The sequence below is a fragment of the Sphingobacterium thalpophilum genome, from assembly GCF_038396785.1.
Taxonomy (GTDB): Bacteria; Bacteroidota; Bacteroidia; order Sphingobacteriales; family Sphingobacteriaceae; genus Sphingobacterium; species Sphingobacterium thalpophilum_A.
The window spans coordinates 3403990-3430668 of the sequence record NZ_CP151087.1; the positions used below are offsets into that span (position 1 = coordinate 3403990).

Annotated in this window: 21 protein-coding genes; 8 read left to right on the plus strand and 13 right to left on the minus strand. The window is 38.2% G+C overall.

What is annotated here, in order from left to right:
• Window positions 1-71: 71 nt before the first annotated feature.
• The 3 genes from kbl to AACH28_RS15125 form a co-directional block, all read right to left on the minus strand.
• Window positions 72-1262 carry a glycine C-acetyltransferase gene (kbl, locus tag AACH28_RS15115; protein WP_075990514.1) on the minus strand — a complete coding sequence of 397 codons (1191 nt, stop codon included), beginning with the start codon at window positions 1260-1262 and terminating at the stop codon, window positions 72-74.
• 260 nt (window positions 1263-1522) lie between these two features.
• The gene (locus tag AACH28_RS15120) at window positions 1523-2770 is read right to left on the minus strand and encodes an ABC transporter permease (RefSeq protein WP_088159803.1); all 1248 of its coding nucleotides are present in this window, start codon (window positions 2768-2770) and stop codon (window positions 1523-1525) included.
• 154 nt (window positions 2771-2924) lie between these two features.
• The gene (locus AACH28_RS15125) at window positions 2925-3350 is read right to left on the minus strand and encodes a DUF2147 domain-containing protein (RefSeq protein ID WP_046673759.1); all 426 of its coding nucleotides are present in this window, start codon (window positions 3348-3350) and stop codon (window positions 2925-2927) included.
• A gap of 293 nt (window positions 3351-3643) precedes the next feature.
• On the opposite strand from AACH28_RS15125, the gene AACH28_RS15130 reads away from it, so the two are divergent.
• From AACH28_RS15130 to AACH28_RS15140, 3 genes are all read left to right on the plus strand, one after another.
• Window positions 3644-4537: an IS1595 family transposase gene (locus AACH28_RS15130; protein WP_286736520.1), complete on the plus strand. Its 894-nt coding sequence runs from the start codon at window positions 3644-3646 to the stop codon at window positions 4535-4537.
• Between the two features lie 203 nt (window positions 4538-4740).
• Window positions 4741-5082, plus strand: a complete 342-nt coding sequence (locus AACH28_RS15135; protein ID WP_088159802.1) for a phage holin family protein — start codon at window positions 4741-4743, stop codon at window positions 5080-5082.
• Window positions 5083-5343: 261 nt separating this feature from the next.
• On the plus strand, window positions 5344-7260 hold the full coding sequence (locus AACH28_RS15140) for a heavy metal translocating P-type ATPase (RefSeq protein WP_341830897.1): 1917 nt from the start codon (window positions 5344-5346) through the stop codon (window positions 7258-7260).
• A 166-nt stretch (window positions 7261-7426) separates the two neighbouring features.
• Here the strand turns inward: AACH28_RS15140 and pgi are convergent, their stop codons facing one another.
• Entirely contained in the window at window positions 7427-9097 is a 1671-nt protein-coding gene (gene pgi, locus AACH28_RS15145) for a glucose-6-phosphate isomerase (protein ID WP_341830898.1), read from the minus strand.
• Between the two features lie 217 nt (window positions 9098-9314).
• On the opposite strand from pgi, the gene prfB reads away from it, so the two are divergent.
• From prfB to AACH28_RS15160, 3 genes are all read left to right on the plus strand, one after another.
• Window positions 9315-10398 (plus strand): peptide chain release factor 2 gene (gene prfB, locus AACH28_RS15150; protein ID WP_341830899.1). Its coding sequence is split into 2 segments (ribosomal slippage): window positions 9315-9374 and window positions 9376-10398, totalling 1083 coding nucleotides; the frame shifts between segments, so codons are not numbered across the junction.
• 452 nt (window positions 10399-10850) lie between these two features.
• Window positions 10851-12296 carry a glycosyltransferase gene (locus tag AACH28_RS15155; RefSeq protein ID WP_341830900.1) on the plus strand — a complete coding sequence of 482 codons (1446 nt, stop codon included), beginning with the start codon at window positions 10851-10853 and terminating at the stop codon, window positions 12294-12296.
• Between the two features lie 34 nt (window positions 12297-12330).
• Window positions 12331-13632 carry a nucleotide sugar dehydrogenase gene (locus tag AACH28_RS15160; protein ID WP_341830901.1) on the plus strand — a complete coding sequence of 434 codons (1302 nt, stop codon included), beginning with the start codon at window positions 12331-12333 and terminating at the stop codon, window positions 13630-13632.
• A gap of 185 nt (window positions 13633-13817) precedes the next feature.
• On the opposite strand, the gene AACH28_RS15165 is transcribed toward AACH28_RS15160, so the two are convergent.
• The 9 genes from AACH28_RS15165 to AACH28_RS15205 all read right to left on the minus strand — a co-directional run bounded on the left by AACH28_RS15165 (window position 13818) and on the right by AACH28_RS15205 (window position 24239).
• The gene (locus tag AACH28_RS15165; RefSeq protein WP_088159797.1) at window positions 13818-14453 is read right to left on the minus strand and encodes a carbonic anhydrase; all 636 of its coding nucleotides are present in this window, start codon (window positions 14451-14453) and stop codon (window positions 13818-13820) included.
• A gap of 82 nt (window positions 14454-14535) precedes the next feature.
• The gene (locus AACH28_RS15170; protein ID WP_341830902.1) at window positions 14536-15522 is read right to left on the minus strand and encodes a phosphotransferase; all 987 of its coding nucleotides are present in this window, start codon (window positions 15520-15522) and stop codon (window positions 14536-14538) included.
• A 494-nt stretch (window positions 15523-16016) separates the two neighbouring features.
• Entirely contained in the window at window positions 16017-16685 is a 669-nt protein-coding gene (locus AACH28_RS15175; RefSeq protein WP_341830903.1) for a hypothetical protein, read from the minus strand.
• Between the two features lie 10 nt (window positions 16686-16695).
• A complete protein-coding gene (locus tag AACH28_RS15180) occupies window positions 16696-17346 on the minus strand; it encodes a hypothetical protein (protein WP_341830904.1) in 651 nt (216 codons plus the stop codon).
• Between the two features lie 104 nt (window positions 17347-17450).
• A complete protein-coding gene (locus tag AACH28_RS15185) occupies window positions 17451-18731 on the minus strand; it encodes an HlyD family efflux transporter periplasmic adaptor subunit (protein ID WP_341830905.1) in 1281 nt (426 codons plus the stop codon).
• Window positions 18732-18739: 8 nt separating this feature from the next.
• The gene (locus AACH28_RS15190) at window positions 18740-20926 is read right to left on the minus strand and encodes a peptidase domain-containing ABC transporter (RefSeq protein WP_341830906.1); all 2187 of its coding nucleotides are present in this window, start codon (window positions 20924-20926) and stop codon (window positions 18740-18742) included.
• Window positions 20927-21012: 86 nt separating this feature from the next.
• Window positions 21013-22128 carry a TlpA disulfide reductase family protein gene (locus AACH28_RS15195; protein WP_341830907.1) on the minus strand — a complete coding sequence of 372 codons (1116 nt, stop codon included), beginning with the start codon at window positions 22126-22128 and terminating at the stop codon, window positions 21013-21015.
• A 56-nt stretch (window positions 22129-22184) separates the two neighbouring features.
• Entirely contained in the window at window positions 22185-22472 is a 288-nt protein-coding gene (locus AACH28_RS15200; RefSeq protein WP_341830908.1) for a hypothetical protein, read from the minus strand.
• A 120-nt stretch (window positions 22473-22592) separates the two neighbouring features.
• Window positions 22593-24239, minus strand: a complete 1647-nt coding sequence (locus AACH28_RS15205) for a vitamin K epoxide reductase family protein (RefSeq protein WP_341830909.1) — start codon at window positions 24237-24239, stop codon at window positions 22593-22595.
• Between the two features lie 319 nt (window positions 24240-24558).
• On the opposite strand from AACH28_RS15205, the gene AACH28_RS15210 reads away from it, so the two are divergent.
• Together AACH28_RS15210 and AACH28_RS15215 are read left to right on the plus strand one after the other, a co-directional pair.
• Window positions 24559-25245 (plus strand): acylneuraminate cytidylyltransferase family protein, encoded by a 687-nt coding sequence (locus AACH28_RS15210; RefSeq protein WP_341830910.1) that lies wholly within the window; start codon window positions 24559-24561, stop codon window positions 25243-25245.
• On the plus strand, window positions 25232-26659 hold the full coding sequence (locus tag AACH28_RS15215) for a hypothetical protein (RefSeq protein WP_341830911.1): 1428 nt from the start codon (window positions 25232-25234) through the stop codon (window positions 26657-26659). Before AACH28_RS15210 ends, AACH28_RS15215 begins: the two co-directional genes overlap by 14 nt.
• Window positions 26660-26679 lie beyond the last annotated feature (20 nt).

Here is a 26679-nt window from a genome sequence, read left to right on the forward strand (position 1 = left end):
GAATATTTTTATAAAATTTTAGGGTGCAAAGATAAACATTTTGCACCATAAAATTTATAACTATGTGTATTTTATTTAATTACACCTAATTCTTTACCTACTTTGGTAAAGGCGGCGATTGCTTTATCCAGGTGAGCAACTTCGTGTCCTGCCGAAATCTGCACACGGATACGGGCTTTCCCCTGAGGTACAACGGGATAGTAAAAACCGATCACATAAATTCCCTCGTCCAACATCTTGGCTGCGAACTCCTGCGCTAATTTCGCGTCATACAGCATCACAGGCACGATTGGATGGAAACCTGGCTTGATATCAAATCCAGCAGCCGTCATTTTTTCACGGAAGTAGATCGTATTGGATTCCAGTTTATCACGCAATGCAGTTGTCTCACTCAGCATGTCCAAGACCGCAACAGAAGCTCCTGCAATTGCGGGTGCTAGGGTATTCGAAAATAAATAAGGACGTGAACGCTGACGTAACAAATCGATGATCTCTTTTTTACCAGAAGTAAAACCACCGGAAGCACCACCTAGCGCCTTACCCAACGTACCTGTAATGATATCTACACGATCAATTACATTGAAAAGCTCGTGCGTACCACGTCCAGTTGCACCGATAAATCCTGTACAATGCGATTCATCGATCATCACGAGCGCCTGATATTTATCCGCAAGATCACAGATCTGATCCAATGGAGCTACAGATCCATCCATCGAAAATGCGCCATCTGTAACAATGATTTTATGCCGAGCACCAGATGCAGCCTGCAATTGTGCTTCCAAATCAGCCATATCTGCATTTTTATAACGGAAACGTTGTGCTTTACACAAACGAACACCGTCAATGATAGAGGCGTGATTCAATTCGTCAGAAATGATGGCATCTTCAGCACCAAATAAGGGTTCAAACACACCACCATTCGCGTCGAATGCTGCCGCATATAAAATAGTATCTTCTGTTCCGAGGAACGTAGAAATTTTTGCTTCTAATTCTTTATGCACATCTTGGGTTCCACAGATGAAACGTACGGAAGACATTCCATAACCATGTGTATCAATCGCTTTCTTAGCAGCTTCGATTACTTTTGGGTGCGAAGACAGACCCAAATAATTGTTCGCACAAAAATTGACAACTTCTTGTCCTGTACTCACTTTGATGTCTGCTCCTTGAGGCGTAACGATTACACGCTCTTGTTTATACAATCCCGCTTCTTTGATTGCTTCCAATTCCTTTTCTAAAACTGGTTGTAATGTATTGTACATAATTCGATTTTATTTTTTTATACAATATTACAGTTTTTCATTGAGATAATGTGTTTTTCAATGGCTAATGAAGCGATCAATAGCATAATTTTTTCGCAATGCTATTGATGGTTTTCATTGGAATAAGTTGCTTTACCTTGCGAGAAAAGGGCACTTTTCCTCTTGCTTTGATCGCGACCAACTGGGCGACAAGCCCTAGACATCTTCGTCCTGTAAGCAGGGTGAATATAAAAATAGAGCGATAGGGGGGCCAATGTGAATTACTCGTAACGAAGCGCATCGACGGGATCTAGTTTAGATGCTTTTGAGGCCGGGTAATAGCCCGATAGCATACCGACGAGTCCACACACCGCGAAACCCAAAATAATCGCTCCCCAAGGTATAATAAAAGATGTGCCGAGCTGCAGCGCCAGAATATTACCAATCAGGATACCAATAAAGATCCCGGCGACCCCTCCAATCATACAGATCACAATGGCTTCCATCAGAAATTGTTTACGTATAACACTCGGTGTTGCACCGATTGCCTTACGAATACCAATCTCTCGGGTACGTTCGGTAACCGAAACCAGCATAATATTCATCAATCCGATTGAGGCTCCCACAAGGGTTATAAAAGCGATCACCACTGCACCCAAAGTAACCATAGCCATATTTTGCATCAGCATCTGGGCAACCGCATCGGATTTGGTGATTTCAAAATCATTTGACTGCCGTGATGCCAATCCGCGAATATTCCGAAATACGATTGTAGCTTCGCCGATTGCGGCTTCCAATCGCATGGGGTCATTGGAAGAAACAGTGATCACATAGGAAGGCTCGGTACCCTGCATCACTGCCCTGGCCTTGATCAGGGGAATAAAGCAGGCTCTGTCCCCGCCCATCCCGGCAGAGGAACCTTTACTTTTTAAGACTCCTATCACCAAATAGCGGATATTGTTAACCGTAATAAACTGTCCTATGGGATCAATAATTTCGTTGAATAGCATTTTACTCACTTCACTACCGATGATGATCACGCCACTACCTGTTTCAACCTCCCGCGTAGAAAAATTACGGCCTTCGCTGACAACATACCCTGATGTCTGCAGATAATTTTCATCTGTCCCGATCAGGCCGATATTGGGGTTTGTCTTTTTGGATTGATATTTTGCGGTCGTATTCCAACTTACATTGGCACTGATTGATGTCAACGCATTAAAGTGAAAATCCTGTCTGAATCTTGCAGACTGTGCGTAGGTAATATTAGCAAAGACTTTTGAGCGAGTCCCTTCATTACCGATCCGAACATTCAAGCCCCTGTTGCGTATGTTGAAGGAATTGGATCCCATCGACGAAAAGGAATCTGTCAGCGAGTTTTTCATGGCATCAATCGAGGTCAATACCCCTATTAATGCCATCATCCCTATGGCAATGATCAGTGCTGTTAAAAATGTCCGCAGCTTATTCCCTACAATGGACTGTAGTGCAAGCTTGACATTTTCAACATAAGACATTTTTACGGCCATAGAGCTGGTATTTATAATTTGTAGGGATGAAAATACTGTAATTCCAGCACAAAACCAAAAAGGCAATTTACTTCCTAGAAATAAATTGCCTTTTTGGTGGGATCTGACCTATCCATGCAAGCGGATTATTTTGATTTTGCAGCCATTTTCTATCTTAATTAATTCTTTTCCATGTCTCGGTGCGTCCAAGCAAGCTCACACCAACATAGCCCCTGATATCAAGCTTATCGCCTTTTAAGGTCATCTTGCAGCTATACGTTTTGCCCGACTTCGGATCATAGATCTTTCCGTCAACATACGTATTGCCATCTTTATCAAAATTGGTCAAGATTTCTAGCCCTTGTACATTTCTACTCTGCAGTGCTTTATCTGGATTTTTTATATCTTTCTTGGGCTGACCGGCTTCATTATTTGGAAATTTCAGCCAATAGAGCTTACCAAAAAACTTATCGCCTTTCTTGTAAATTTCAACGCGGCCTTCGCCGCTTGGGTTTTCCCACTTTCCGATGATGGGATCTGTTTGCGCAAATAATGCTACTGTAGTCAGCAGCATTATGAATGACATCATAATTTTCTTCATGGGTCTATTATTTTATGAACTTAATTCTTTCAATTTTCCCTGCTATTGGTGATCCGACCGCTTGTTTAAATGACTATCACCTGTTTAAATGACTTAAGTACGTCTTTCAATTCTTTTCCACCATCGGCAACCGTCATATATGACACGCATAATCGTTGATGACCATACGGCTATAGCATGCATAGCTTCTGAATAAATATACAAAATATTTACTATGCTTGCATATATTTTTTTTGACCTATCCTTTTGCTAAATAATTTAGTTTTCTTATCTTTAGGTGATTAAATTTAGGTATGGTAGGCAATAAAGAAAAAGAGTTGAGTTTGTTCGATTTTCAGTCGCAATTTAGCAGTGATGCTGATTGTTTAGCTTATTTATCGGCTTTGAAATGGCAAGATGGTTACAAATGTAAGAAATGTGGTTACGGGAGTTTTTGCAAGGGAATAAAAGAGCATGACCGTCAGTGCAATCGCTGCCGTTATTTGGAATCTCCTACAGCAGGCACCCTATTCCATAAGGTTAAGTTTCCTTTAGTTAAAGCCTTTTACGCAGTATACTTCATAAGTACAAACAAAAAGGGTATTGCCAGTACCGAGCTTGGCAGGAAGTTAGGGATCAAGCAAAAAGTAGCATGGTTATTCAAACGCAAAGTGATGAAAGCGATGGAGAGCAGCGGTAAATTTCCTTTGCGTGGAGTTGTGGAAGTTGACGAAACATTTGTTGGCGGTCAGGATGAAAATTCCAAAGGACGTAAAAAAGGAAAGAAGAAGCTTGTGGTGGTTGCTATAGAAAAGAAAGGCAACGGAGTTTCGCGCTTTTACGCCAAGGTGATAGACAAAGCCGATGCGATCAACTTAGGTAGCTTCATGAAGCAAAACATAGAGCCACAGGCTAAGGTGACCACCGACAAATGGACAGGTTATAAGCCGATATTGAAAGATTTCGAAAATATGGAGCGTGTCAAATCTGGTAAGAAAGGTGAGAACTTCCCAGAACTACACAGGGTTATCATGACCTTTAAAAGCTGGTTGAGAGGAATGTACCATCACGTTGGAGATCTACAGGAATATATTAATGAATATACCTATCGATTCAACAGAAGTTTTATGAAAGGGAATATTTTTGACAACCTAGTATATCGGATGATCTGCCATAAACCAGAACAATATAATATGATTATTGCTTAAAGGAATAGGTCAATATTTTTTATTACAGTATTGCTATTTATCAAACAGCCCCCGCTTACTAATACCAGTTAACGGTCCATCCATCCATCCATCCATCCATCCCAAAGATTTAAATGCGATAATCTAAACAAAGTTTGGCATCGGGTTTGTACGACAATTATTATATTATTACTTTATTTACTCTTTATAAATTAGCACATATTATGAAATTTATTATTAGTCTTTTACTTACTGGTCTGGTAGTCGCAATTGCTTGCTGGGTTGTTCCTGGTGCTGAAGTTGCTGGTTTCGGTTGGGCTATCGTTACGGGACTTGTCATTGGATTTGTCAACGCGACTGTGGGATCGATTTTAAGGTTATTTACGTTCCCATTGAATTGGCTTACCCTTGGTCTAGTTTCCTTTATTATTACCGTATTAATGGTCTTGTTGACCGATTCACTACTTGGATCCAAATTTGATGTACATGGATTTTGGACCGCAGCGCTGTTTGCCATTGTCGTTGCCATATTGGAAATGATTATTGGCAGTACTTCGAAAGATTAAAAATACATTCAATAAAATAGCAGGCGTCCGCATCAATACATGTGGACGCCTTTTCATTGCTCAGCGATTGTCCCCCTTCCTTGCTGACATCAGCTTCCCTTACGGACAGCATCTGTCGTTTGAAAAACAGCTTGTTTGCTGTTCCAATTCCTTTAAATAATCGTCTAAAATAATTGCCCTTATGGGTGAGTTCATCCTCATTCCCCTCGCTTTTTACAGCAGAATTCGCTAAATTTAATTCTTTAAAAGAACCGCTGATATATGTGCGAACACAACCACGAGCATAGCCATGACACACAGGAGCACGGCCTTCCAACACAGGAGCGTCCTTGGTGGATTACCCAACGAAAACTCCTCATGGCTCTTGTCATTCTACTTACTTTACTCCTATTGAAATATGCTTTTAAGATCAGCCTTCCCTTTGGCATCAACTTGACCTTAAATAGCATCGCCTATCTTCTCGCGGGAATCCCCGTTATTCAAATGGCATTGCGCAAGGCAAGCCGTGGCGATATTTTTAATGAATTTTTTTTGATGACCGTTGCAACATTGGGCGCTTTCGCTATTGGAGAATTTGAAGAGGGCGTCGCGGTAATGGTGTTCTATCAAATCGGAGAATGGTTTCAGGATACTGCCGTCGACAATGCCAAGAAATCAATCAAATCCTTATTAGATATCCGCCCTGACGCAGTAACGGTCATACGAAATGGGCAACAGCAGCAGGTAAATCCAAAAACCGTCACAATTGGCGAAATTATCCTTGTAAAAGCTGGAGAAAAAGTGGCTCTGGATGGTACATTGAAAACGGAAAGAGCCGCATTTAACACTGCTGCTTTGAGTGGAGAGAGTAAACCCGATACAAAATATTCCGGTGATGCTGTCTTTGCAGGAATGATCAACTTGGAAACAGTTGTTCAAATCGAGGTATCCAGCGTATTTGAAGATAGCAAATTGAGCAAAATTCTGGAAATGGTTCAGGACGCCACTGCACGTAAATCCAAAACACAATTGTTTATCGCCAGATTTGCTAAGATATATGTTCCTATTATTTTCGGCCTTGCACTTTTAGTTCTTATTTTACCCCTATTTTTTGTTCATGACTATAATTTTAAGGACTGGTTCTACCGGAGTTTAGTCTTTCTGGTGATCAGCTGCCCCTGCGCCCTGGTCGTTTCCATTCCCCTGGGTTATTTTGGCGGTATAGGCTTAGCTTCCCGAAATGGTATATTATTTAAGGGCGGGAACTTCCTCGATGCCATCACTTCAGTCGATACCGTTGTCATGGATAAAACGGGCACGCTTACAGCCGGTGTATTTGAGGTAACGGAAGTTTTTGCCGTCAATGGAGATCCAGCGGAATTACTGAACTATGCGAAAGCTATTGAGGCACATTCAACACACCCCATTGCGAAGGCGATCGCCAGTTATCATTCCGGCAGTGCCGCATTGCAAGCTGAGAAAATCCAGGAAATAGCAGGCCACGGACTTTTCGCCACTGTTAACGGAAAGCCCACACTCGCGGGCAACAGCAAATTACTGGACAAATTCAATATCAGCTATCCGGCAGAGCTAAGGCAAATGGCCTACTCCATTGTATTACTCGCCATCGAAGGTCAATATGCGGGTTACATTACTGTTGCGGATCGAATTAAACCAGATGCCAGGGCAGTGATCCAAACCATGCATGCTCAAGGTTTGTATACCGTCATGTTATCTGGAGATAAAACAGCGGTGGTAGATGAAGTCGCCAAAGAACTTGGACTCGACAAAGCCTATGGCGATCTCCTTCCTGAGGATAAAGTGAGCCATGTACAGCAGCTGATTGACCAAGGACGCCGCGTTGCCTTTGCCGGCGATGGCGTAAACGACGCCCCTGTAGTTGCCTTAGCACATGTTGGCATTGCTATGGGCGGACTGGGAGCTGATGCGACCATTGAAACTGCTGATGTTGTGATCCAAAACGATGAGCCACACAAGATTTTGTCGGCCATAAAAATTGGCAAAATAACCCGAAGTATTGTCTGGCAGAATGTCATCCTGGCGATGGGAATAAAAATCATTGTTTTGATCCTGGGCGCCGGAGGCGTTGCAACACTATGGGAAGCAGTCATTGCTGATGTAGGGGTAGCTCTTCTGGCGATTTTAAATGCCATTCGGATCCAGCATAAAAAAGTTTAAAATAGAAGATACCCAAGAAATCTGGCCAACACCTGTAAAAATCGGACATCAGAAATAAAGTAGTAGAATATCCCTAAAATTGAATAAAAGCGGGGCTGTCCAAAAGTTGAACAGCCCCGTTTCATATGTTTCATCCCGGATCTAATTTAGATCACAAAGAGCAATTTTAATCCCGCCAAGCTTTATAGGCATTGATCAATCCATTGGTAGAAGAGTCATGACTCGTAACCGTATTGGCGTCACTTAATTCCGGAAGGATTTGATTGGCCAATTGTTTACCTAGCTCCACACCCCATTGATCAAAGCTATAAATATTCCAGATCACACCCTGCACAAAAATCTTATGCTCATACAATGCGATAAGTCGTCCTAAAGTACGTGGTGTCATTATTTTGAACAGGATGGAATTCGTTGGGCGATTACCTTCAAAAACTTTATAGGCTTTAAGCAACTCGATTTCTTGGTCCGATTTGCCTGCTTTCTTTAATTCGGCAACTACTTCTTCCTCCGTTTTGCCATTCATCAAAGCCTCAGTCTGTGCAAAAAAGTTAGACAACAGCAATTGGTGGTGGTTTCCGATCGGATTAAGACTATTGGCAGGCGCAATGAAATCACAAGGAATCAATTTGGTTCCCTGGTGAATCAACTGATAGAAGGCATGCTGTCCGTTCGTACCAGGTTCACCCCATATAATCGGTCCAGTCTGATAGTCCACCTGTTGACCATTACGGTCCACATATTTGCCGTTACTTTCCATATCCCCTTGTTGGAAATATGCAGCAAAACGGTGCAGATATTGATCGTAAGGGAGAATTGCATGGCTTTCGGCCTTGAAAAAATTATTGTACCATACACCAAGTAAAGCCAATATCACGGGAATATTGGATTCGAAAAAAGTTTCCTTAAAATGAACGTCCGCATCGTAGGCACCTTTTAAAAGTTCCTCGAAATTATCAAAGCCTATTGCCAAGCTAATGGAAAGACCTATAGCAGACCACAGGGAATAACGCCCGCCTACCCAGTCCCAAAACTCAAACATATTTTGAGTATCTATTCCAAAGGCACGTACTGCTTCTGTATTCGTGCTCAATGCTGCAAAATGCTTAGCGACATCTTCCTGAACGGCTCCGCTCGCCAAAAACCAGTCTTTAGCTGTATGCGCATTGGCCATCGTTTCCTGCGTTGTGAAAGTTTTTGAAGCAATCAGAAACAAGGTTGTTTCAGGATCCACAGCTTTCAATGTTTCAGCAATGTGTGTACCGTCTACGTTGGAGACAAAATGTACATTTAAGCGCGTTTTATATGCTTTTAAGGCTTCTGTTACCATCACAGGACCTAGATCTGAACCACCGATACCGATATTCACCACAGCTGTAATTTCTTTACCCGTATATCCTTTCCACTCACCAGCTATAATCTTTTCCGTGAAGGCTTTCATTTGTGCCAGCACGCGTTTAACGTCGGGCATGACATCCTTTCCGTCCACATAAACGGGCTGATCGGATTGATTTCGCAAAGCGGTGTGTAACACCGGTCTGTTTTCGGTCACGTTGATGCGCTCACCCGAGAACATCGCTGTTATCGCATCAGCAAGACCACATTCTTTAGCTAACTGGACCAAGAGCGCTTTTGTTTCTGCAGTAATCCGATTTTTGGAGTAATCCAAAAGTATATCTTCAAAAGCGATCGAGAACTTCTCAAAACGTGCGGGATCTGCGGCGAAAAGTGTGCGTAGATCATTTTTTTCGCTATTGCTAGATAGCCCTGCAAAAGAACCAAAATGCTGCGCTAGATTCTTATAGGCCTCAGTCGTTGTAAAATTAATTTTTGGGAACATACTGTTTTTACTGAAATTATTTGTTTTAAACATCAATAAGAGCCTTCAGTATTTCATTGTTACACATCGTGTAGATCCTTAAATGAAGGTTTATTCCGTTGACAATACCAAAACTAAAAAAAAAGGTCAAATTATCCCTATTGGGCAATCTATATTGGGTGCGAAGTTATTCGATAGAAGCACGAATTTATTAATTAAAATTTCTACTTTAGCGGATATGACAAAAGAACAAATTCAAGACTTGAGGGATCGTGTTACTTCCCTGAGGAGGCATCTTTGACATCGATGCACGCAAAGAAGAGATAGAAAGAGATCAAGCTATTACGCTTGAAGCAAGTTTTTGGGATGATTCCAAAGCTGCAGAGAAAATACTCTTGTCCATAAAAAACCAAAAGGTATGGACAGACCACTTCGACGAAGTTGCAGCGGCGGTTGAAGACGCCTATGTCATGTATGAATTCTTCCAATCTGGCGACGCGAGTGATAAGGAAGTGGACGACCAATATAAACTAGCTTTAGAGAAAGTTGAGGAGCTCGAATTCAAAAACATGCTTAGCGCCGAAGAAGATCAGCTGGATGCAATTTTACAGATTACAGCTGGTGCCGGCGGGACTGAAAGTTGTGACTGGGCTGCCATGCTGATGCGTATGTATATTATGTGGGGCGAGAAAAATGGGTATAAAGTGACCGAACAAGATTCGCAGGAAGGTGACGTTGCAGGCATTAAGAGTGTAACCTTACAAATATCAGGCGATTTCGCTTATGGCTACCTTAAGGGAGAAAACGGTGTACACAGGCTCGTTCGGATTTCTCCGTTTGATTCCAATGCAAAACGCCATACCTCGTTCGCGTCTGTTTATGTTTATCCCTTGATTGATGATAATATTGAGATTGATGTGAAGGATTCGGAAATCGAATGGGACACGTTCCGCTCAGGTGGTGCAGGAGGTCAGAACGTGAATAAGGTGGAAACAGCCGTTCGATTACATCACAAACCTACTGGCATTATTATTAAAAATCAGGAATCCAGATCGCAATTACAAAACAAAGAAAATGCGATGCGCTTATTGAAATCACAGTTATACGAGATTGAAATGCGTAAACGCCAGGAAGCTACCGCTGCTATTGAAGGAAACAAAAAGAAAATAGAATGGGGATCCCAAATTCGAAATTATGTCCTACATCCTTACAAGTTAATTAAAGATTTACGGACCAATTACGAAACCTCCAATACACAAGCTGTCCTGGATGGTGATCTAAATGATTTTCTAAAAAATTATCTGATGGAATTTGGCGGATAAAGACGATTCCGAAACTCAATCATATTGGAGACGCTCTCTTTTGGGAGTGTCTTTTTTTTTGTGCTATCTGTTGCTTTTCTAATTGGGCTTCAGCCGAATTCTTCACCTGACCGATTGCCCCTTTCCTACACAGTTTGTCACAAAAGTTGTCAATTTTTCTTAACAATCTGCAGGCAAATGTTAAAAAACCTTAAAAGTCTACTGCCCATATCGTTATTATATTTTAATCGATTTTTATTACAAAACAAAATTAAAACACTGAAAAATAACAACTTACTCAATATTACTTTGTATCAAGAACGTTACAATTTGAACAGTGGTGCCATTTTTGGCACAAAATAAAGGCATGTCTTTTGCGTTTATGCAATCGTAATATTTTCATTACAAATGATGCCGATTGCGGTATCGGTTAAATATAGAATGAACGAATGTGTATCTAAAATAGAACGGTTATGAATTACATGAAAGAAAACTCGATCGTATCCAAGCAGATGACCAAACAATGGCAGCCTGCGGTATATGATGTAAATGCAGGAGAAAAGCGATCTGATCATACAGTGAGCAAAAACGAGGAAAGCAACTTTGGTCCAAGAGAATATGGTATTTTTGGAGCGACTTTTTTTATACTATTTGCGTCTGTTTTTGGCGTATACATGCTTCAACCTGATTTTGATGCGTTACGTTTCCAACGTTTAGACAGTATTGGCGGAACATTTTTGATTGTTTTCGGGATACTTTTAGCGGCTATTGCCATCAGTTTTTTGATTTTTTTAATTGTACTTCACCGTAAATATAAGCCCATTGCTTCTGTATCGGACGATGAGCTACCTACTTGTACGATTATTGTTCCGGCTTATAACGAAGGGCAGTTAGTCTATGATACCTTACATAGTTTGGCTAGCAGTGATTATCCGGAGAAGAAACTTCAGATCATCGCTATTGATGACGGTAGTAAGGACAATACCTTTGCCTGGATACAACGTGCCAAAATGGAATTGGGCGATCGTGTTGAAATTTATCAGCAGCCCAAGAATATGGGTAAGAGACATGCCTTATACCGTGGATTTAAGTTAGGTACGGGAGAAATCTTTATTACGGTTGATAGTGATTCTATTGTTAAAAAGGATACCATACGTAATATGGCGAGTCCTTTTGTAACAAACAAAGAGTGTGGAGCAGTTGCGGGTAACGTGCGCGTACTGAATACGAAAAAAGCGATTATACCTCGTATGTTGAACGTTAGCTTCGTATTCAGCTTTGAGTTTGTACGTTCGGCGCAAAGTATGTTGGGCACGGTCATGTGTACACCAGGAGCCTTGTCCGGCTATCGTAAAGAGGCTGTCATGAACTGTTTGGAGGATTGGATTAACCAGACTTTTATGGGGCAACCGTCTGATATCGGTGAAGATCGCGCGATGACCAATATGATCCTAAAACAGGGGTATCATGTGTTATTTCAATCCAATGCATACGTTTACACCGACACTCCTGTACGTTATAAAAATTTGTACAAGATGTTTATCCGTTGGGAGCGAAGCAACGTGCGCGAAAACATTGCGATGAGTCAATTTGCATTTAAGAATTTCCGTCAAGGACCTAAATGGGGAGCACGTATCTTATTGCTTATGCAATGGAAAAAAGTATTATTGTCTTATCCAATGATGTTATTGATGCTGTGGACTGTATTTCATTATCCATTGATGTTCTTAAGCTCAACGTTGGTCGGTATCTTAATATTTTCCAGCATACAGGCCTATTTCTTTGCTTCTAAAAACTCCGACGCCAAAGAAGCTTTCTGGGCTTATAGTTACAGTATATTTTATGCCTTCAGCTTATTCTGGATTACACCGTATGCGATAGCGACAGCTGGACGCAGAGGTTGGTTGACAAGGGGTTAAAATTAAAGCAAAGAACGTATATTTACAGCTATATATGAGAGATTTTAAGGTAAAAAAGATTGCCGTCATCGGCCAAGGATATGTGGGATTGCCATTAGCAATAGCATTTTCCGATTTTTTCCCGGTGATTGGATTTGACATAAATAAAACACGTATTGAAGAGCTTAAGCAAGGCCTTGACCGCACCCTAGAAACGGATCAAAAAGAGTTAAAACGGGCGCGAGACTTATTCTCTACATCAAACCAAAGTAAAGGATATGATGCAAGCAATTCTACAGCCGATATTGCTGATGCAAATGTCTATATTGTAACTGTTCCAACTCCGATAGACCGTTATAATTCACCAGACTTGTCCCCTTTGTTAAAAGCTTCCAAAATGATTGGAGAACTTTTGACAAAAGGTGATTTGGTGATCTATGAATCTACTGTTTATCCTGGTTGTACTGAAGAAGAGTGTATACCTGTTTTGGAGACTTTCTCGGGATTAAAATTTAATCAAGATTTTTTTGTTGGCTATTCCCCAGAACGCATTAATCCAGGCGATAAAGTAAATTCACTTCAAAAAGTCATGAAGGTGACTTCCGGAAGCACGCCTGAGGCCGGATTGGTGGTAGATGGACTTTATAAAAATATTATTGAAGCCGGGACACATTTGGCCCCTTCAATCAAAGTTGCCGAAGCTGCCAAAGTGATCGAAAATGCGCAGCGTGATGTAAATATTTCCTTTATGAATGAGCTCGCGCTAATCTTCGACCGAGTGGGCATAGATACACAGGACGTGTTAGATGCTGCAGGTACAAAATATAACTTCCTTCGTTTTAAACCGGGTTTAGTCGGAGGCCATTGTATTTCTGTGGACCCTTATTATCTTGCTCAAAAAGCAACTCAACTAGGCTATCATCCCCACGTCATTTTATCTGGCAGAGAGGTGAATGATCAAATTGCTTCTTTCATTGCTTCAAAAGTTGTTAAACTGATGATTCAAAAAAATATCAAATTTGAGGGAGCCAAAGCGCTGGTATTAGGTATTACATTCAAAGAAAATTGTCCTGATATTAGAAACAGCAAGGTCATTGACATGATCCATGACCTCCAAGAGTTTGGTTTAAAGGTAGATGTCTACGATCCATGGGTAAATGTAGATGATGTGAAATCACATTTCAATCTCGAGCTATTGTCATCTCTTCCTGAATCTGCAGATTATGACAGCGTTATACTTGCCGTTGGACACCGAGAATTTTTGCATTTGGATCTCAACAACTTAAAAAAGAACCCATCCGTTGTTTTTGATATCAAGGGCCTACTCGACCGAAAATTAGTGGATGCTCGTCTATAAGGAATTTATTTTGATTACATCGGTTACTTTATAAGATCTTGATCTACTTAAATTTGTAATAAGTAGATCAAGATTTTGTTAGTATTGACAACTATATCCCATCGGCAATGTTGAATCGGTAGTCAAGTCAGCTGCGGTTGTTCATCTTTTATAAACGACAAAACCTATTTGTCTGTCTCTACAACTTACAACCAACTTACGCTACCGGTCTCAACGTCATAGTTTGCGCCAACAATCTTAATTTTACCCTCTTCTTCAAGTTTACGAAGCGTTGAACTTTGTCTGCGAATGTCACGGATCGCATGTTTAATGTTCTGTTGATTTAGTTTTTCAAGCAACACACTATTTTTAGAAGAACGTTCTTCCCCCTTATCGATCACCTCATTAATGATTGGGTCGAAATGATTTATCAAATGATTTAGGTTATCCATTCCCATACCCTCAATCTGTGCCGCATCCAATCCTCCTTTTAATGCTCCACATTTGGTATGCCCTAGAACGACAACAAGTTTAGAACCTGCCACATTGCAACCAAACTCCATCGAACCTAAAATATCTTGATTGACAAAATTTCCGGCAATCCGGATACTGAAGATATCGCCCAATCCCTGATCAAATATAAGTTCAGCTGAAGTACGGCTATCGATGCAGCTTAGCACCACGGCAAATGGCCATTGTCCCTCACGCGTAGCGTTCACCTGTTCAAGTAGATCGCGGTTAGCTTTCAGGTTATTAACAAAGCGCTGGTTTCCCTCCTTCAGGAAATTTAATGCTTTTTCAGGTGTAATCGTCGATTGTGTTTCGTACGTATGTGCCTTCATAAAATTCTATTATTTGGAATATTAAAGGTAAAATTAATACGTTACATTTTAATTACCAATAGGAGAAAATACCTGTAATTTCTTATACAGCCCCAGTAACTTCGTTCTTTGTGTAATAATCCATCCAAGCTTTAATTCTTCCAACAAACATTTTAAGATAGTTTTCTGTCAAAAATATGTTGGACCAATCAAATCTTTGTGCCTGTACGCCCAGATAAAAAATAAAAATAGATGCGCCAGCTTTTGGTATTAAGCTGAGCTCTTTTTCAGATAAAAATCTATTGCTCTGGTATCCCCGCAAGAAGCTTTGCATTTTTAATTCATACTGCTCTTTATCTGATTCTATGAAAAACAGTTGTTTGCAGAAATATCCAACATCTAAAATTTGCCATCCATTTCCACAAAAGTCAAAGTCAAAAATCGTAATCTCCTTTTCAGCTGTAACGGCCATATTATCATACCAGATATCCATATGTATAATTCCGGTTTTTGTATTATCAAAATCTGAATTTTGAAAATTTCTGCCAAACCCCTCGATGAATTCCATTTCTGGCAACTTGTCTGAAAAGAATTGTTGTAAATACGCATAAGGTAGTTCTATAAGAGACTTCTTATTGTAAGACACACGGTTAATATTCTTGTTTTCGGTATGGTTGTGCATATTTGCCATTAGAGAACCTATTCGAAAACAAGTTTCCTTGTCCATAAATCGAATTTTCTCCCCTTGAGCAAAGGAAAAAAGTACAACATATCGGATTCCTTCAGGCGCATTTATTTCTTGAATGAACCCTCCGTCTTTATCTTCAATTGGAAAAGAAACACTTAAATTATTCTTCTTCAATGATTTCAGAAGTTCAAGCTCTTCAATAATTTCGGATTTTGACCGCCAATTATGACTATAAACGCGCAAAACGTATTTCGTTTCGGTGTTGGAAAGAAAATACGTGTGATTCATTCCTGTTCTGAATAAGGAACATTGGTATTTGTCGTCTAGGCCATATCTATTTATCACAAAATCGCCTAATTGTTTGGCAGAAAGAGTAGAGGCTATAACCGGAAATGTTGTCATTTTTTTTTCGTTAAATTTATAGTTTCGTTAATGAAGGATGTTTTTCCATTCAGGGTTATGATCAATAGCAGATTATTTTTTATCCCCCTACAACTTTTGCTTATGATACCCTTTTTTCCTGGAAGTTCGTATTGGTTTTTTTAGATACTAAAAGACAAAAAAAGCTTGCAATATAAATTGCAAGCTTTTTTAAGTTTTACTCTTTCGATCTGTAGCCCGTAGGGGAATCGAACCCTACTTGCATTAATCTATTTATCAGTAATTTACAAACCTTCTCTTTCCCTGCTCACCGAATAACTCACTGGTTTGACATACGTTTTAGCTGCAAGTACTTCATAGAACTAATCTAAGACTTTGATGCCAATATTCCAAACGATTATCCAAGCAAAAATGGGTTTTCTTCATAGTAATTGGGAACGACAACCAAATATGCAACTAAAAAGCTTTTTGTCAAGATATTTGCCAGAGCTTAAATCCGTATAACATATAATCATTTAGGTTCTCTCTCCTATTGTTAAAACGTTACTCCAATACACTTCATGAATTTTATGCATCCTTAACATTGTATACTGGATAATAGCTTCCAAATGTCCGTCTACACCGTTTATTGATGTTATATCGGAATAACCGAATTCTTTCTGAATGGAAATCATAGGATACATAACAAATTTGTTGCTCGTCATTTCCGAAAACTTACCATCGGCAACGTCCTTCTCTGAAAATGGTTCTGCTAAAATTGCTTCAAAAAACGAACGATAAACAACAACAAATTGAGTTCCCCAAAAGGCATCAATCCATGTCAATCCCGATGGAAGCGGCAAGATATTCGTATAGCCACCAAGAATTCCTCCAAGTAAGAAATTTGCTCCCAAACGGTTTGCTTCGTAAATAGCTGACAGAAAGTTTTCAGTGTTATAATCTGCGGTAAACTCATGATCATCCTCACAAATTATGATAACGTCTTCATCATTTTCAAGAGCCATCTTTATAATACGGCATATACTCATCCAAAGCCCAATCGCTCCGTTCACGTGGACAGAAGCATCAACTACTTTTACGTCAAATTCATTTCGCCCCTCATACTGGGATAAAATGTGCTTCAATCTATCCTTTCTTTTCGGGATATTTATAACATAGGTAGATATACTAATTTCGCTTACCATGATCTTTAATTTAAAGGTTTTCTAACTGAGAGCGTAAAGACAATAACGTCTCAAGACGTTGCTCTGTTTTTTTGAAGTATTCATCCACCCTTCCCTTTTGTTCATTTTTTTTAGTCACATCTGAATAGCCAAACTCTTTTTGGATAGAAATAAAAGGATACATACAATACATGTTCTGACTTATTTCACTCATTTTCATATCAATATTATCATATTCCTTAAAGTCGAGATTCAGAATTCGTTTAAAAAAACGGTTAAAAATCAATGTAAATTGAAATCCTGAAAAATAATTGATCCAAAAGAGATCTTGGCCTACCTGTACTGCATCTTCAAAGTGACTCACTCCACCGAGTAAAATATCAGCTTGCTTTTGATCTGCTCTTTTTATAAGATTCCTTAGATTAACCTCATTGTAATTAGAGGTGAAACAATGATCATCCTCGCATATAATGACGTAGTTTAGCTGCTCTCTCTCCGCGTCCATAACTATCTTATGTAAAGTCTGCCACAACCCTATTGCGCCAATTGTGTGCTCAATGGCTCGAACAACACGAAGTTCAAATTCCGCTCTGTCACGGAATTGACCGATTATGTGGTTCTTTCTATCAATTCTTCTGTCCAGATTAATTGAAACAACTGGAATTTTTTCTTTCACTTTCATATTACAATTTTCATTTTTTTGTAAAATTCTACCTATGAAACATTATAGTTTTTCTATATATATATATATATATATCAATTAAATACGATCTAACATTTACCTGTTTATTGAAATTCGAGATTTTTGGTGAGATTATCCCATACTCTTTTGAATATAGATTTGTCTTCTGTTATAATCTCTGCATTGCCTAGAATTCCAGGCTTAAGCTGAATCAAGGAATCTTTACCACTGCGTAGGAGATCAAGCTTAACAAAAAAAGTACTGTCCCTTATGGGTATTTCTGAAATATACGATACTCTGCCACGAAGATATCCATACTCCCCATACGGGTAGCTCCGCACTTTTATAAGAGCCTGTTGACCAAGCCTTACCTTCGCCGAAATGTCCTGAGATATTGTCAATTCACCGTAGTACTGTTCATTTTTTGGGTTAATATAGAAAAGCTTTTGGCCCACAGAAACAGATTGGTTAACTTGCAGGAATTCGCTATATATTAGTTTCCCCTCGGAAAAACTTACAATCACATATTGTTTTTTCCAGTTTTCTGCATCACTAATAAAACTGTTCAGTGATTGAATAAATTTCTTCTGCTCTTCCGTAATCTGGTTTTCAAGATCTGCGAGTTCCCTATGTTTGGATATGATATTGCCTTCGTAGGAAATCAAATTATTTTCCATCTGAGGGATTATCTGCCTTTTGGAGAGTAACAGAGTTTCTTTTTCCTGCAGTTCGGCAGGGCTGATAACTTTCTTTTCGGCAAGAAGTTTATACTTTTCATAATCTTGCTCAGCAAGTTTCAATTGTTGCTTTTGCAATTGAAATGATTGATTGCTTTTTTCATATTGCTTATTTACATTCGCGACCTCTTTATTGATCACTATCCTTCGTTTTTGAAAAATACCATTATTCCGGGATGAGAGATAGTTCAAATATGCAAGATAAAAGGTATGATAGCTCTCTTGAAGCTCACCTAGATTAAGATTTCTAGCCATAATTCTTTCTTTGAGATCATAGGGACTTTCATTATTTTTTTGTAATTCGTACAAATGTCCCAATAGGGTTAAAACTTGATCGTGGTCTGCCGTACTTTCCAAATACGCTAATGGCGTGCCCGGTGTCACCCAGTTTCCATCTTTACGGAGCAATTTCACCAAATTGCCTGATACTTTGGCCGATACGAACTTCGGAGACTCTTCAGTATTAAATTTAACTGGGACGTCTATCATTTCCGGATAACGAATAAAGCAAGATATACCCAATAATGCCACAACAATAAACAAAATACAGCTTATTCCCCATCGCAACAGCCACGATGGAGGCTTAGTTATAATTTCTTGAAGATCTTCAGAATGGGATTCTGATTCGATGATAATTTGCTCTTCCATAAAGTGTTCTAACTTCCCAGTTCCAATTGATTTCTTACCAGTTCAAAATACTTCCCTCTCATCTCCACTAACTGATGATGTGAACCTTGTTCAACAATTTCTCCCTTCTCTATAACGACAATATTGTCTGCATTCTTGACTGTGCTCAGTCGATGAGCGATCACAATCACTGTTCTATTCTTAAAAAATGAGTTTAAGTTCTCTATGATCGCTTTCTCATTATTTGCATCCAACGCATTGGTCGCCTCATCCAAAAATATAAACTCAGGCTCCTTATATACAGCCCTCGCTATCATTAACCGCTGGCGTTGGCCCTGGCTCACCCCTTTTCCAGCGGTTCCGATCTTGGTTGCTAGTCCGAAAGGTTGTTCACTAATGAATTCAGTTAAGTTCGCTATTTCAATTGCATTCTGCAATCGCCGCTGGTCCGGAAACTCATCATTAACAGCTATATTTCTTTCGATGGTATCAGCATACACATAATTATCTTGAAGAACAGCCCCACAAGCTTCTCGCCATAAGGCAAAGTCAATCTGCTCCAGCCGCTTTCCGCCAACAAATATTTCACCTTCCTCAGAATTATAAAAACGTAAGAGTAGTTTGAGTATTGTTGTTTTTCCGCTGCCACTAGTTCCAACTATAGCAGTTGTTTTACCTGCCGGAAAATGCAGATTTAACTTCGTAAATATGGGTTCATTTCCAGCCCCGTAGTATCGAAAAGTCAGATTACGTATTTCAATATCCTTTTGTTCCGGTAAATTGATCAGATAATCTCGCTGCATATCCTCCTCTCCATCCGCTTCGTAAATTTCATTAAGACGTTCCATACTTATTTTTGCATCCTGATATGCGTGCATAAATCCCAGTAATGATTCTACAGGGCTACTTACCATTCCTGCAATATATTGGACTGCCATCATTCCACCTAGAGTCATATCACCATCAATTACAGCTTTTGCACTCAGATAAGTAATGAGAATACCTTTCGTTTGGTTGATTGCCATGGAGCCCAAAGACTGAAATTGTGATAATGCAAGGCTTTTTACCTTAAATTTTAAAAACCGCGCCTGAAGCGCTTCCCACCCCCATCGTTTCTGCTTCTGAGCGTTATTTAACTTGATATCCTTAATGCTCTGGATCATCTCCACGGTATATGTTTGATTTTCGGAAGATATCTTAAATTTCCTGTTATCCAGATCTCTTCTATATTTCATAAATAATAATATCCAACCTGTGTAAAACAAGGTTGAGATAAAGAACACAAAAAAGATCGCTTTATTGTAGATTATTAATAGCGTCCCAAAAATCAACATATTGATTAAAGAAAATAGAATGTTCAAAGTGTCCCCTGTAAGGAACGCTTCTATACGTTGTTGATCTGACATGCGCTGCATAAGATCGCCATGAGTCTTAACGTCGAAAAATTCCATAGGCAATTTCATGATCTTTATAAGCAGATCGGTTAGTATCGAGATATTCACCCGTGTACTAATGTGCAGTAGAATCCAAGAACGTATAAATGAAACCGCTGTACCACCAATAAAAAGCATAAGCTGGGCGATAAGGATAAGGTTAATAAAGCTTATGTTTTTTGTATTGATACCAATATCCACTACGGATTGGGTAAGAAAGGGACCAATGAGCTGTAAAATAGTTCCCAGGAAAAGTCCCAGAGCCAATTGGATAAACAATCTTTTATATTTATAAAAATAGAGGAACAACTTCATCCATTTTAATGAAAGATTATCCTTCTCCTCGTCTAGCTTATAAAGTTCTGGACCAGGGCTTAGTATGAGAGAAAGCCCCAAATGTAATTCCTTTGACGAATACCAGTTCTTCGCAAACTCTTTACTATGATATTTTATTAACCCGACAGAAGGATCTGCTACATAATAACTTTCCTTCTTCACCTTATAGACCACCACAAAATGGTTCTGGTTCCAGTGTAAGATACATGGAAGCTCAACCTCCCCAAGCTGTTCAAGAGTAAGGCGTACACCATATGTACGAAAACCCAGCTTTTCTGCCGCTTCGCTGATTCCTAATAAATTGACTCCTGTGCCTGTTGTTTGGCACAATCTACGAATCTTATGAATAGAAATAGTTTGTCCATAGTATTTGAAAATCATGCGAAGGCAAGTAGCCCCACAATCCATCATGTCCATCTGTTTATAAAAAGGAAAATGCTTTATCACTTTTATAGAATTATTTTGCTCAGGTAACTACAAATATTTTTATAATCATTCATCAAAATATGGCGGTAAAACTCCAATTCTCTTAATTAGTTTTTAGCTAGATTTTCAAGAATAATTTTGTCATAGTATTTTATATTTCCCTTGTCATAACCTATGAGTTTGTTAATGATTTTACCTTGATTATTGACAAATAAAACCGCTGGGATACTTCCATCTAGCTCCAATATATCGTACAAGAAATTTATTTTTTCAGATGGTACGATAAACTGCTCCCAAGGCATATTGTTCTCTTCCAGACTATTCTTCCAAGCAAGCTCATTGCGATCCAGTGAAACAGATACCCAATGGACTTTATTTTCATCCTTGTATTTTTGATAGAGCTTCTTCATATCGGGGATTTCCTGCAAACATGGTCCACACCAGCTTGCCCAAAACACCAATATATTAACTTTACTATTTCGATTAATAATCCGTTTTACCCCACCATCAACTGACTTTAGTTCAAATGAAACAATTTTCCCTGAAGAAACTTGTCGATTCAATATAGACGCTTTTATTTCGACAGCCTCCTTCCTCTGTTGCATATCCTCATCAAAAAGTGGCAGAAGAAGCTGTAATTGTCTGACACTGAAATTTGCTCGGTTTTCCAAAATCTGTTTCAGCAAATAGATAGAATAGGGATACTCTTTGACCTGTTGCTGTATAAAAACAAACGCAGAATCCGTGATACGGTTGTTTAGGTCCCAGTTGACGCTATACATAGCCCGGGTCTGTTTTCCAGCACTCAGAGGTTCATCTGGATATACTAATTGTATATTATCGGCCATTTTAATCTGTCTTGAATGAAAAACCTTTAAGTTTCCCCCTAATTTCACCGTATCATCAGCCATAAAAAAATCTACCTGTAATGGCCCTCCTCTAAATGTTCTATCCGTCGGAAACTGAAAAACGGATTTCATGCCAATATCATCTATATGGCTTAAGGTATAAAAGTCATTTTCTGGATCCCTCTGCAATGAAAAGGAAAATTTCCCATCTTTTACATAAACGGAATCAATCGCTTCTCTTTTAGAATTTAATAAGTACACAGTACCCGGAGAAAGATTTTTAATATTACCCCCGATATATACCGAATCTTTTGGAGCAATTGTAGGGGTGCAACTCGCAATGAAAAGCAATAAATTTAAATAAATTAGCCTCATATAAATAAAAAATTAGAAGTGTTCATTCATATAGAATGAACACTTTGATTTAAATACTACCAATCTTTATAGCATCTACTAATACCACTATTGGAAGTTAAATGGACTTCTCCTAGCCCAGCATCACAATAACATCTGGACATTGAGCTTTCAATGTTTCTACAGGTGCCTGTTTTTGTTATCCATTTGCCATCATCACCTTGGATAGAAAGGGTGCACGATGTTGATTTACAAAATAAGCCACCCTCTGCATCACTGCCCGTTTCTCCACCTGTGATACTTTTCAATTCCTCCCTTGAAAGGAATTCCTCTCTTGGGATCATTTTCAAACTGATCTTTTTCATTTTTTTAATCTAAGTTTATAATGTCCACTTCCTCCGGGACATTGATCGGAGATTTTTTTAGAGAAACATATACTTAGTAAGAAGACCGTAGATGCGTGCGCCCAGCTTTTTTCCTGTTTTTTAAAGAATATTCTTCAGCTCATTGATCCGATAGGAATCAGGCAGTTCATACCCATTTATAAAAAAAGTGGGGGTGACCCGAATTTTCATTGAATCACACCACGCAGCCATAGCTTTTATTTTCTGATCCTGCTCCGTTAACCCTTTATAAACAGGATATTGTTGAGCAAAATCTTCATATTTATTAATTTCCTCCGTATACCATTTGTCTAATGCTTCTTTGACAACTTCCGGCCCGTATTGTGCCTCTATCGCCAAAAAGTGCTGTACGGGAAGTGTTTTGATATCGGTATCTTCTCCAGTAGCTGTAAAAATGATACGTGCTCTTACATTTGGATTTAGCTGAATTAGTTCATTGAGTTCAGAGTGGGATTTTTTACATGGACCGCAGTAAGGATTACAAATCTTAATAATTTCATACCTAGCATTGGGATCGCCAATCTGAATCCCCAATCCTTCAGTAGGAAATTTATTTGCAGGTTTCTTTTGGAGGAGCATATTAAAGATATCGGGATTAAAACGAAGTCGTTCCCATTTTTTCTTATAATCTTCCTTCTCCTTAAATCCCTTTAACACGGGAATCATACTTACCGTCATACCAAAAATAAAAACCCCGATCCCACATAGTATTAATAATTGAAATATATTCGATAAAAAATGGAGTCCGAAGATTGTAAGGTAGCTCAAAGATAATATGGCCAAAAAAAATAACACAGCTTGCACTGCTAAACATAATGGGCACCATTGCTTAACGATCTTCCATTGATAATAAATGGAGTAAAAGACATAGGGCATTGCTAATAACGACACTATTGACCAAACAGATAAATTGAGAGTATTTGTTAAGCCAAAAAGTAATTGCGATAAAAGGAACGAAAAAAAATAAGTAAAACCAATCACAGACCAGCTAATCCCCAAAAAGCTATTCCCCTTTGAATTAAGTACTGCATCACAATTAACTTTCCCCCGTTTTCTTCCACAAACTTCTTTTACAAAAGAATTATGGGAATCAATGTCATGCGATATTAGCAAAAATCCTATACAGGTTCCAACTGTAGCTAAGAGAAAAAATAGTGAACCGATTAAATTAATTGGGAATGAGAAGAAGAAAAAATTACAGAAAAAAAAACTGGACCAAACGACCATTAAAAATGATAGAAACAGTAATCTTTTAATTCTCTCTTTATTCTCCTTTTTCACATGTAACTCGTAATCAACCTCATCCAAAAGATTATTTTCCTCTATTAAAAGAACTATATCCTTATCTATTTTGGCAAAATCTTCCATTGCGGTTACACTTCGAGTTTTTTTTATGGGATCCTCGTAGGTAATACTCGCCTGATTTACTTCCGTGACTAAAGTAAAGTAGGGCGCCGGCCACTCTGGGCGCTGAATAGCACAAACAAATGGGACTTTAAAATCTGTATATTGATATTCTGCTTTCCGAATTACAGCACTATCGATACCGTATTTTACTAAAGTATCAATTAATGCCAAAACCGAAGGATATTCTAAATGAGCATTGACTAATTTTTGGACTCCACTGAAGGTATTTCGAGCATTATAATAGCGTAATATGCTTCTACATACGAAAGTAAGATTATTATCTTTGTTGCTTTTATTTAAAAGCATATTTAAAATTGGCATATTAATTTTATTTAAGATTAAAACTGGCTTAAAAAATCATAAATGTAATTCAGATTTCATCGCGAGCACAAACCATAGAATAAACTGAATGGTGCTATATATTTAGGATCGTTTAAAAATCTAAAAAAATTATAAATATTTTCTAACTTTACAAAAACACCTGGTTTATGTATTACATAATCCAAGATAGGTAAATTAATGATATGACAAAAATAAATTACAAAAAAGATAAAAAAATTATAATGCGAATTAGGGTTAACCTGTGTCTAAACCGTCTAATCTTTATGAATCCTTTCTAAAAGAATATTTAAACCCATATATGGCTAATAAAATTATTGCATTTATACCTCTGAGGAATGGAAGCAAGGGTATTATAGGAAAGAATCATAAACAGTTTATTGATAAGCCGTTGTTTCAATGGGTACTAGATACGGCCCTAACATCCCATGCTTTCGATGAAGTATGGATAGCAACAGACGATAATATAGTTAAGGCAATCGTGGCAGAAATGTATTCGGGACAAGTTTTTATATTTCACCGAAGTAGAATAAATGCAGGAGATGATTCACCATCAACAGCCGTAGTTCTTGAATTTTTAAATGGTCATTCTTATAGTAGCCACGATAAACTGGTATTATTACAGGCAACTTCTCCTCAAACAACCGTTAGAGACATCCAAGCGGCTATTTCTAAAATTGAAAATAATCAATATGATTCAGTTTTGTCCTGTGCCAGATTAAAACATTTTCGATGGACAGAAGATGGGCATTCTATAGATTATAATTGGAAAAATAAACCAAGAAGACAAGATTTTAAAGGTTATTTAATCGAATCTGGAGCACTATATGGGAGCACAATCCAAGCCATAAAGCAAAGTAAACAGCTAATTTCAGGTACGGTCGGCATCATTGAAATGAACGATCATTTTGCAATAGATATTGATGAGCCTATTGATTGGGAATTGGCTGAAACATATGTTAAGTACTTACAAAATGGAGAAAAATAAGGATTTTTATCTAGAATTTATTGATACCCTAAACGAACTATTATTGCTTTTTATAAATAGGTGTCAACACATTAATCAAGCTGCAATTTATTTACAAGAGTTAGATTTTTCTAAAGTAATAATAGATACATTATGGCTAGATATTTTTTTTCCGTTCAGAGATAAATATAATAATAGACGATTATCTGGTAATTCCAAAGAAGTCCTTAAAAGACTTATTTGGAATTGTAATCTTAAACCATTACTTCCGACTTCAACCGATTATTCTTATATTGAAACAGGTCATTTTCAAGAAACTGAAAGCGTGATTTTTTTCAAAGAATGCAAAGGCGCAATTTGTTTCTACTGCTATAATTTGAGACAACTTTACTATTTTCTCCCGATATTAGAGCAGATACGTGAGAATACTATCATCTTCTATAATTTTGATCTGGAAAATTTTAGTGTTAAAAACGACTATATTACTTTTGTAGAGTTTCAATTAATAAATGAAGCTCAATGTCTTCACCAATCATTTCTTAAAAGAAACTTTTTCGATATCTTCCAGTTTACTAATAACTTTCTTATATACTTATCTATTTTTAAACCAAAATGTATAGTACTTTTGGAAGGTTGTCATCCCGAAATGGAAGCTTTATCCGTAATTGGAAAACAATATAACATTCCGTCAATTTGTATCCAGCAGGGCTGGCCGTCGGTAATGCACTCTCGGTTCCGCAACATGAACTATAACTACTTTCTTACTTGGGGAAATACATTCAACAACCTTTGGAGAAAATATAATCCTGCCCCGAAGTATGTATCAATGGGATATTGTCATAAAGTTCCAGAACCTATAAAAGAAAATATAATCACTTTTTTTCTTCAAGCTCCAATCATTATTTTAAACAAAGAATATTTAGAAAAAATTCTTGAATTTGCATCCTGGTGTGCAGAGAGCTTTCCGTGTTACAGAGTATGGCTTCGTGAGCATCCTGAATACAAAATAGATCAAGACTGGCTAAATAGATTAAGTACGCTTCCGAATTTAGAAATAAAAACTGGTGAAGATTTAGGTACTATATTGGCCTCAACAAAAATCAGTGTCTCCGCATTCTCCTCTACTCTTATGGAAAGTTTAGCGTACCATTCTATTCCTTTTGTTCTGGAGTTTTCTTCTGCCCCATTTTATCCACAAAATATAAAAGAAAAGAAGCTCGGATATATTGTGGGAACGCTCGAAGAAGCAAAGAAAAAGATGAACTCAGTTATTTATAATCAAGCTATTTACGAAGAAAATTTACGTATGATTTTTTTGGAAAATCAAGCTTATTTCTCTGATGTTGGAGATAGCGCTGTTAAAAATATACTGAATTTCTTAAAAAAACCAAATTATAATTTACAGGATAAATTAAATGCGATATCTATTTTGTAATCACATTGCTTTTATTGACA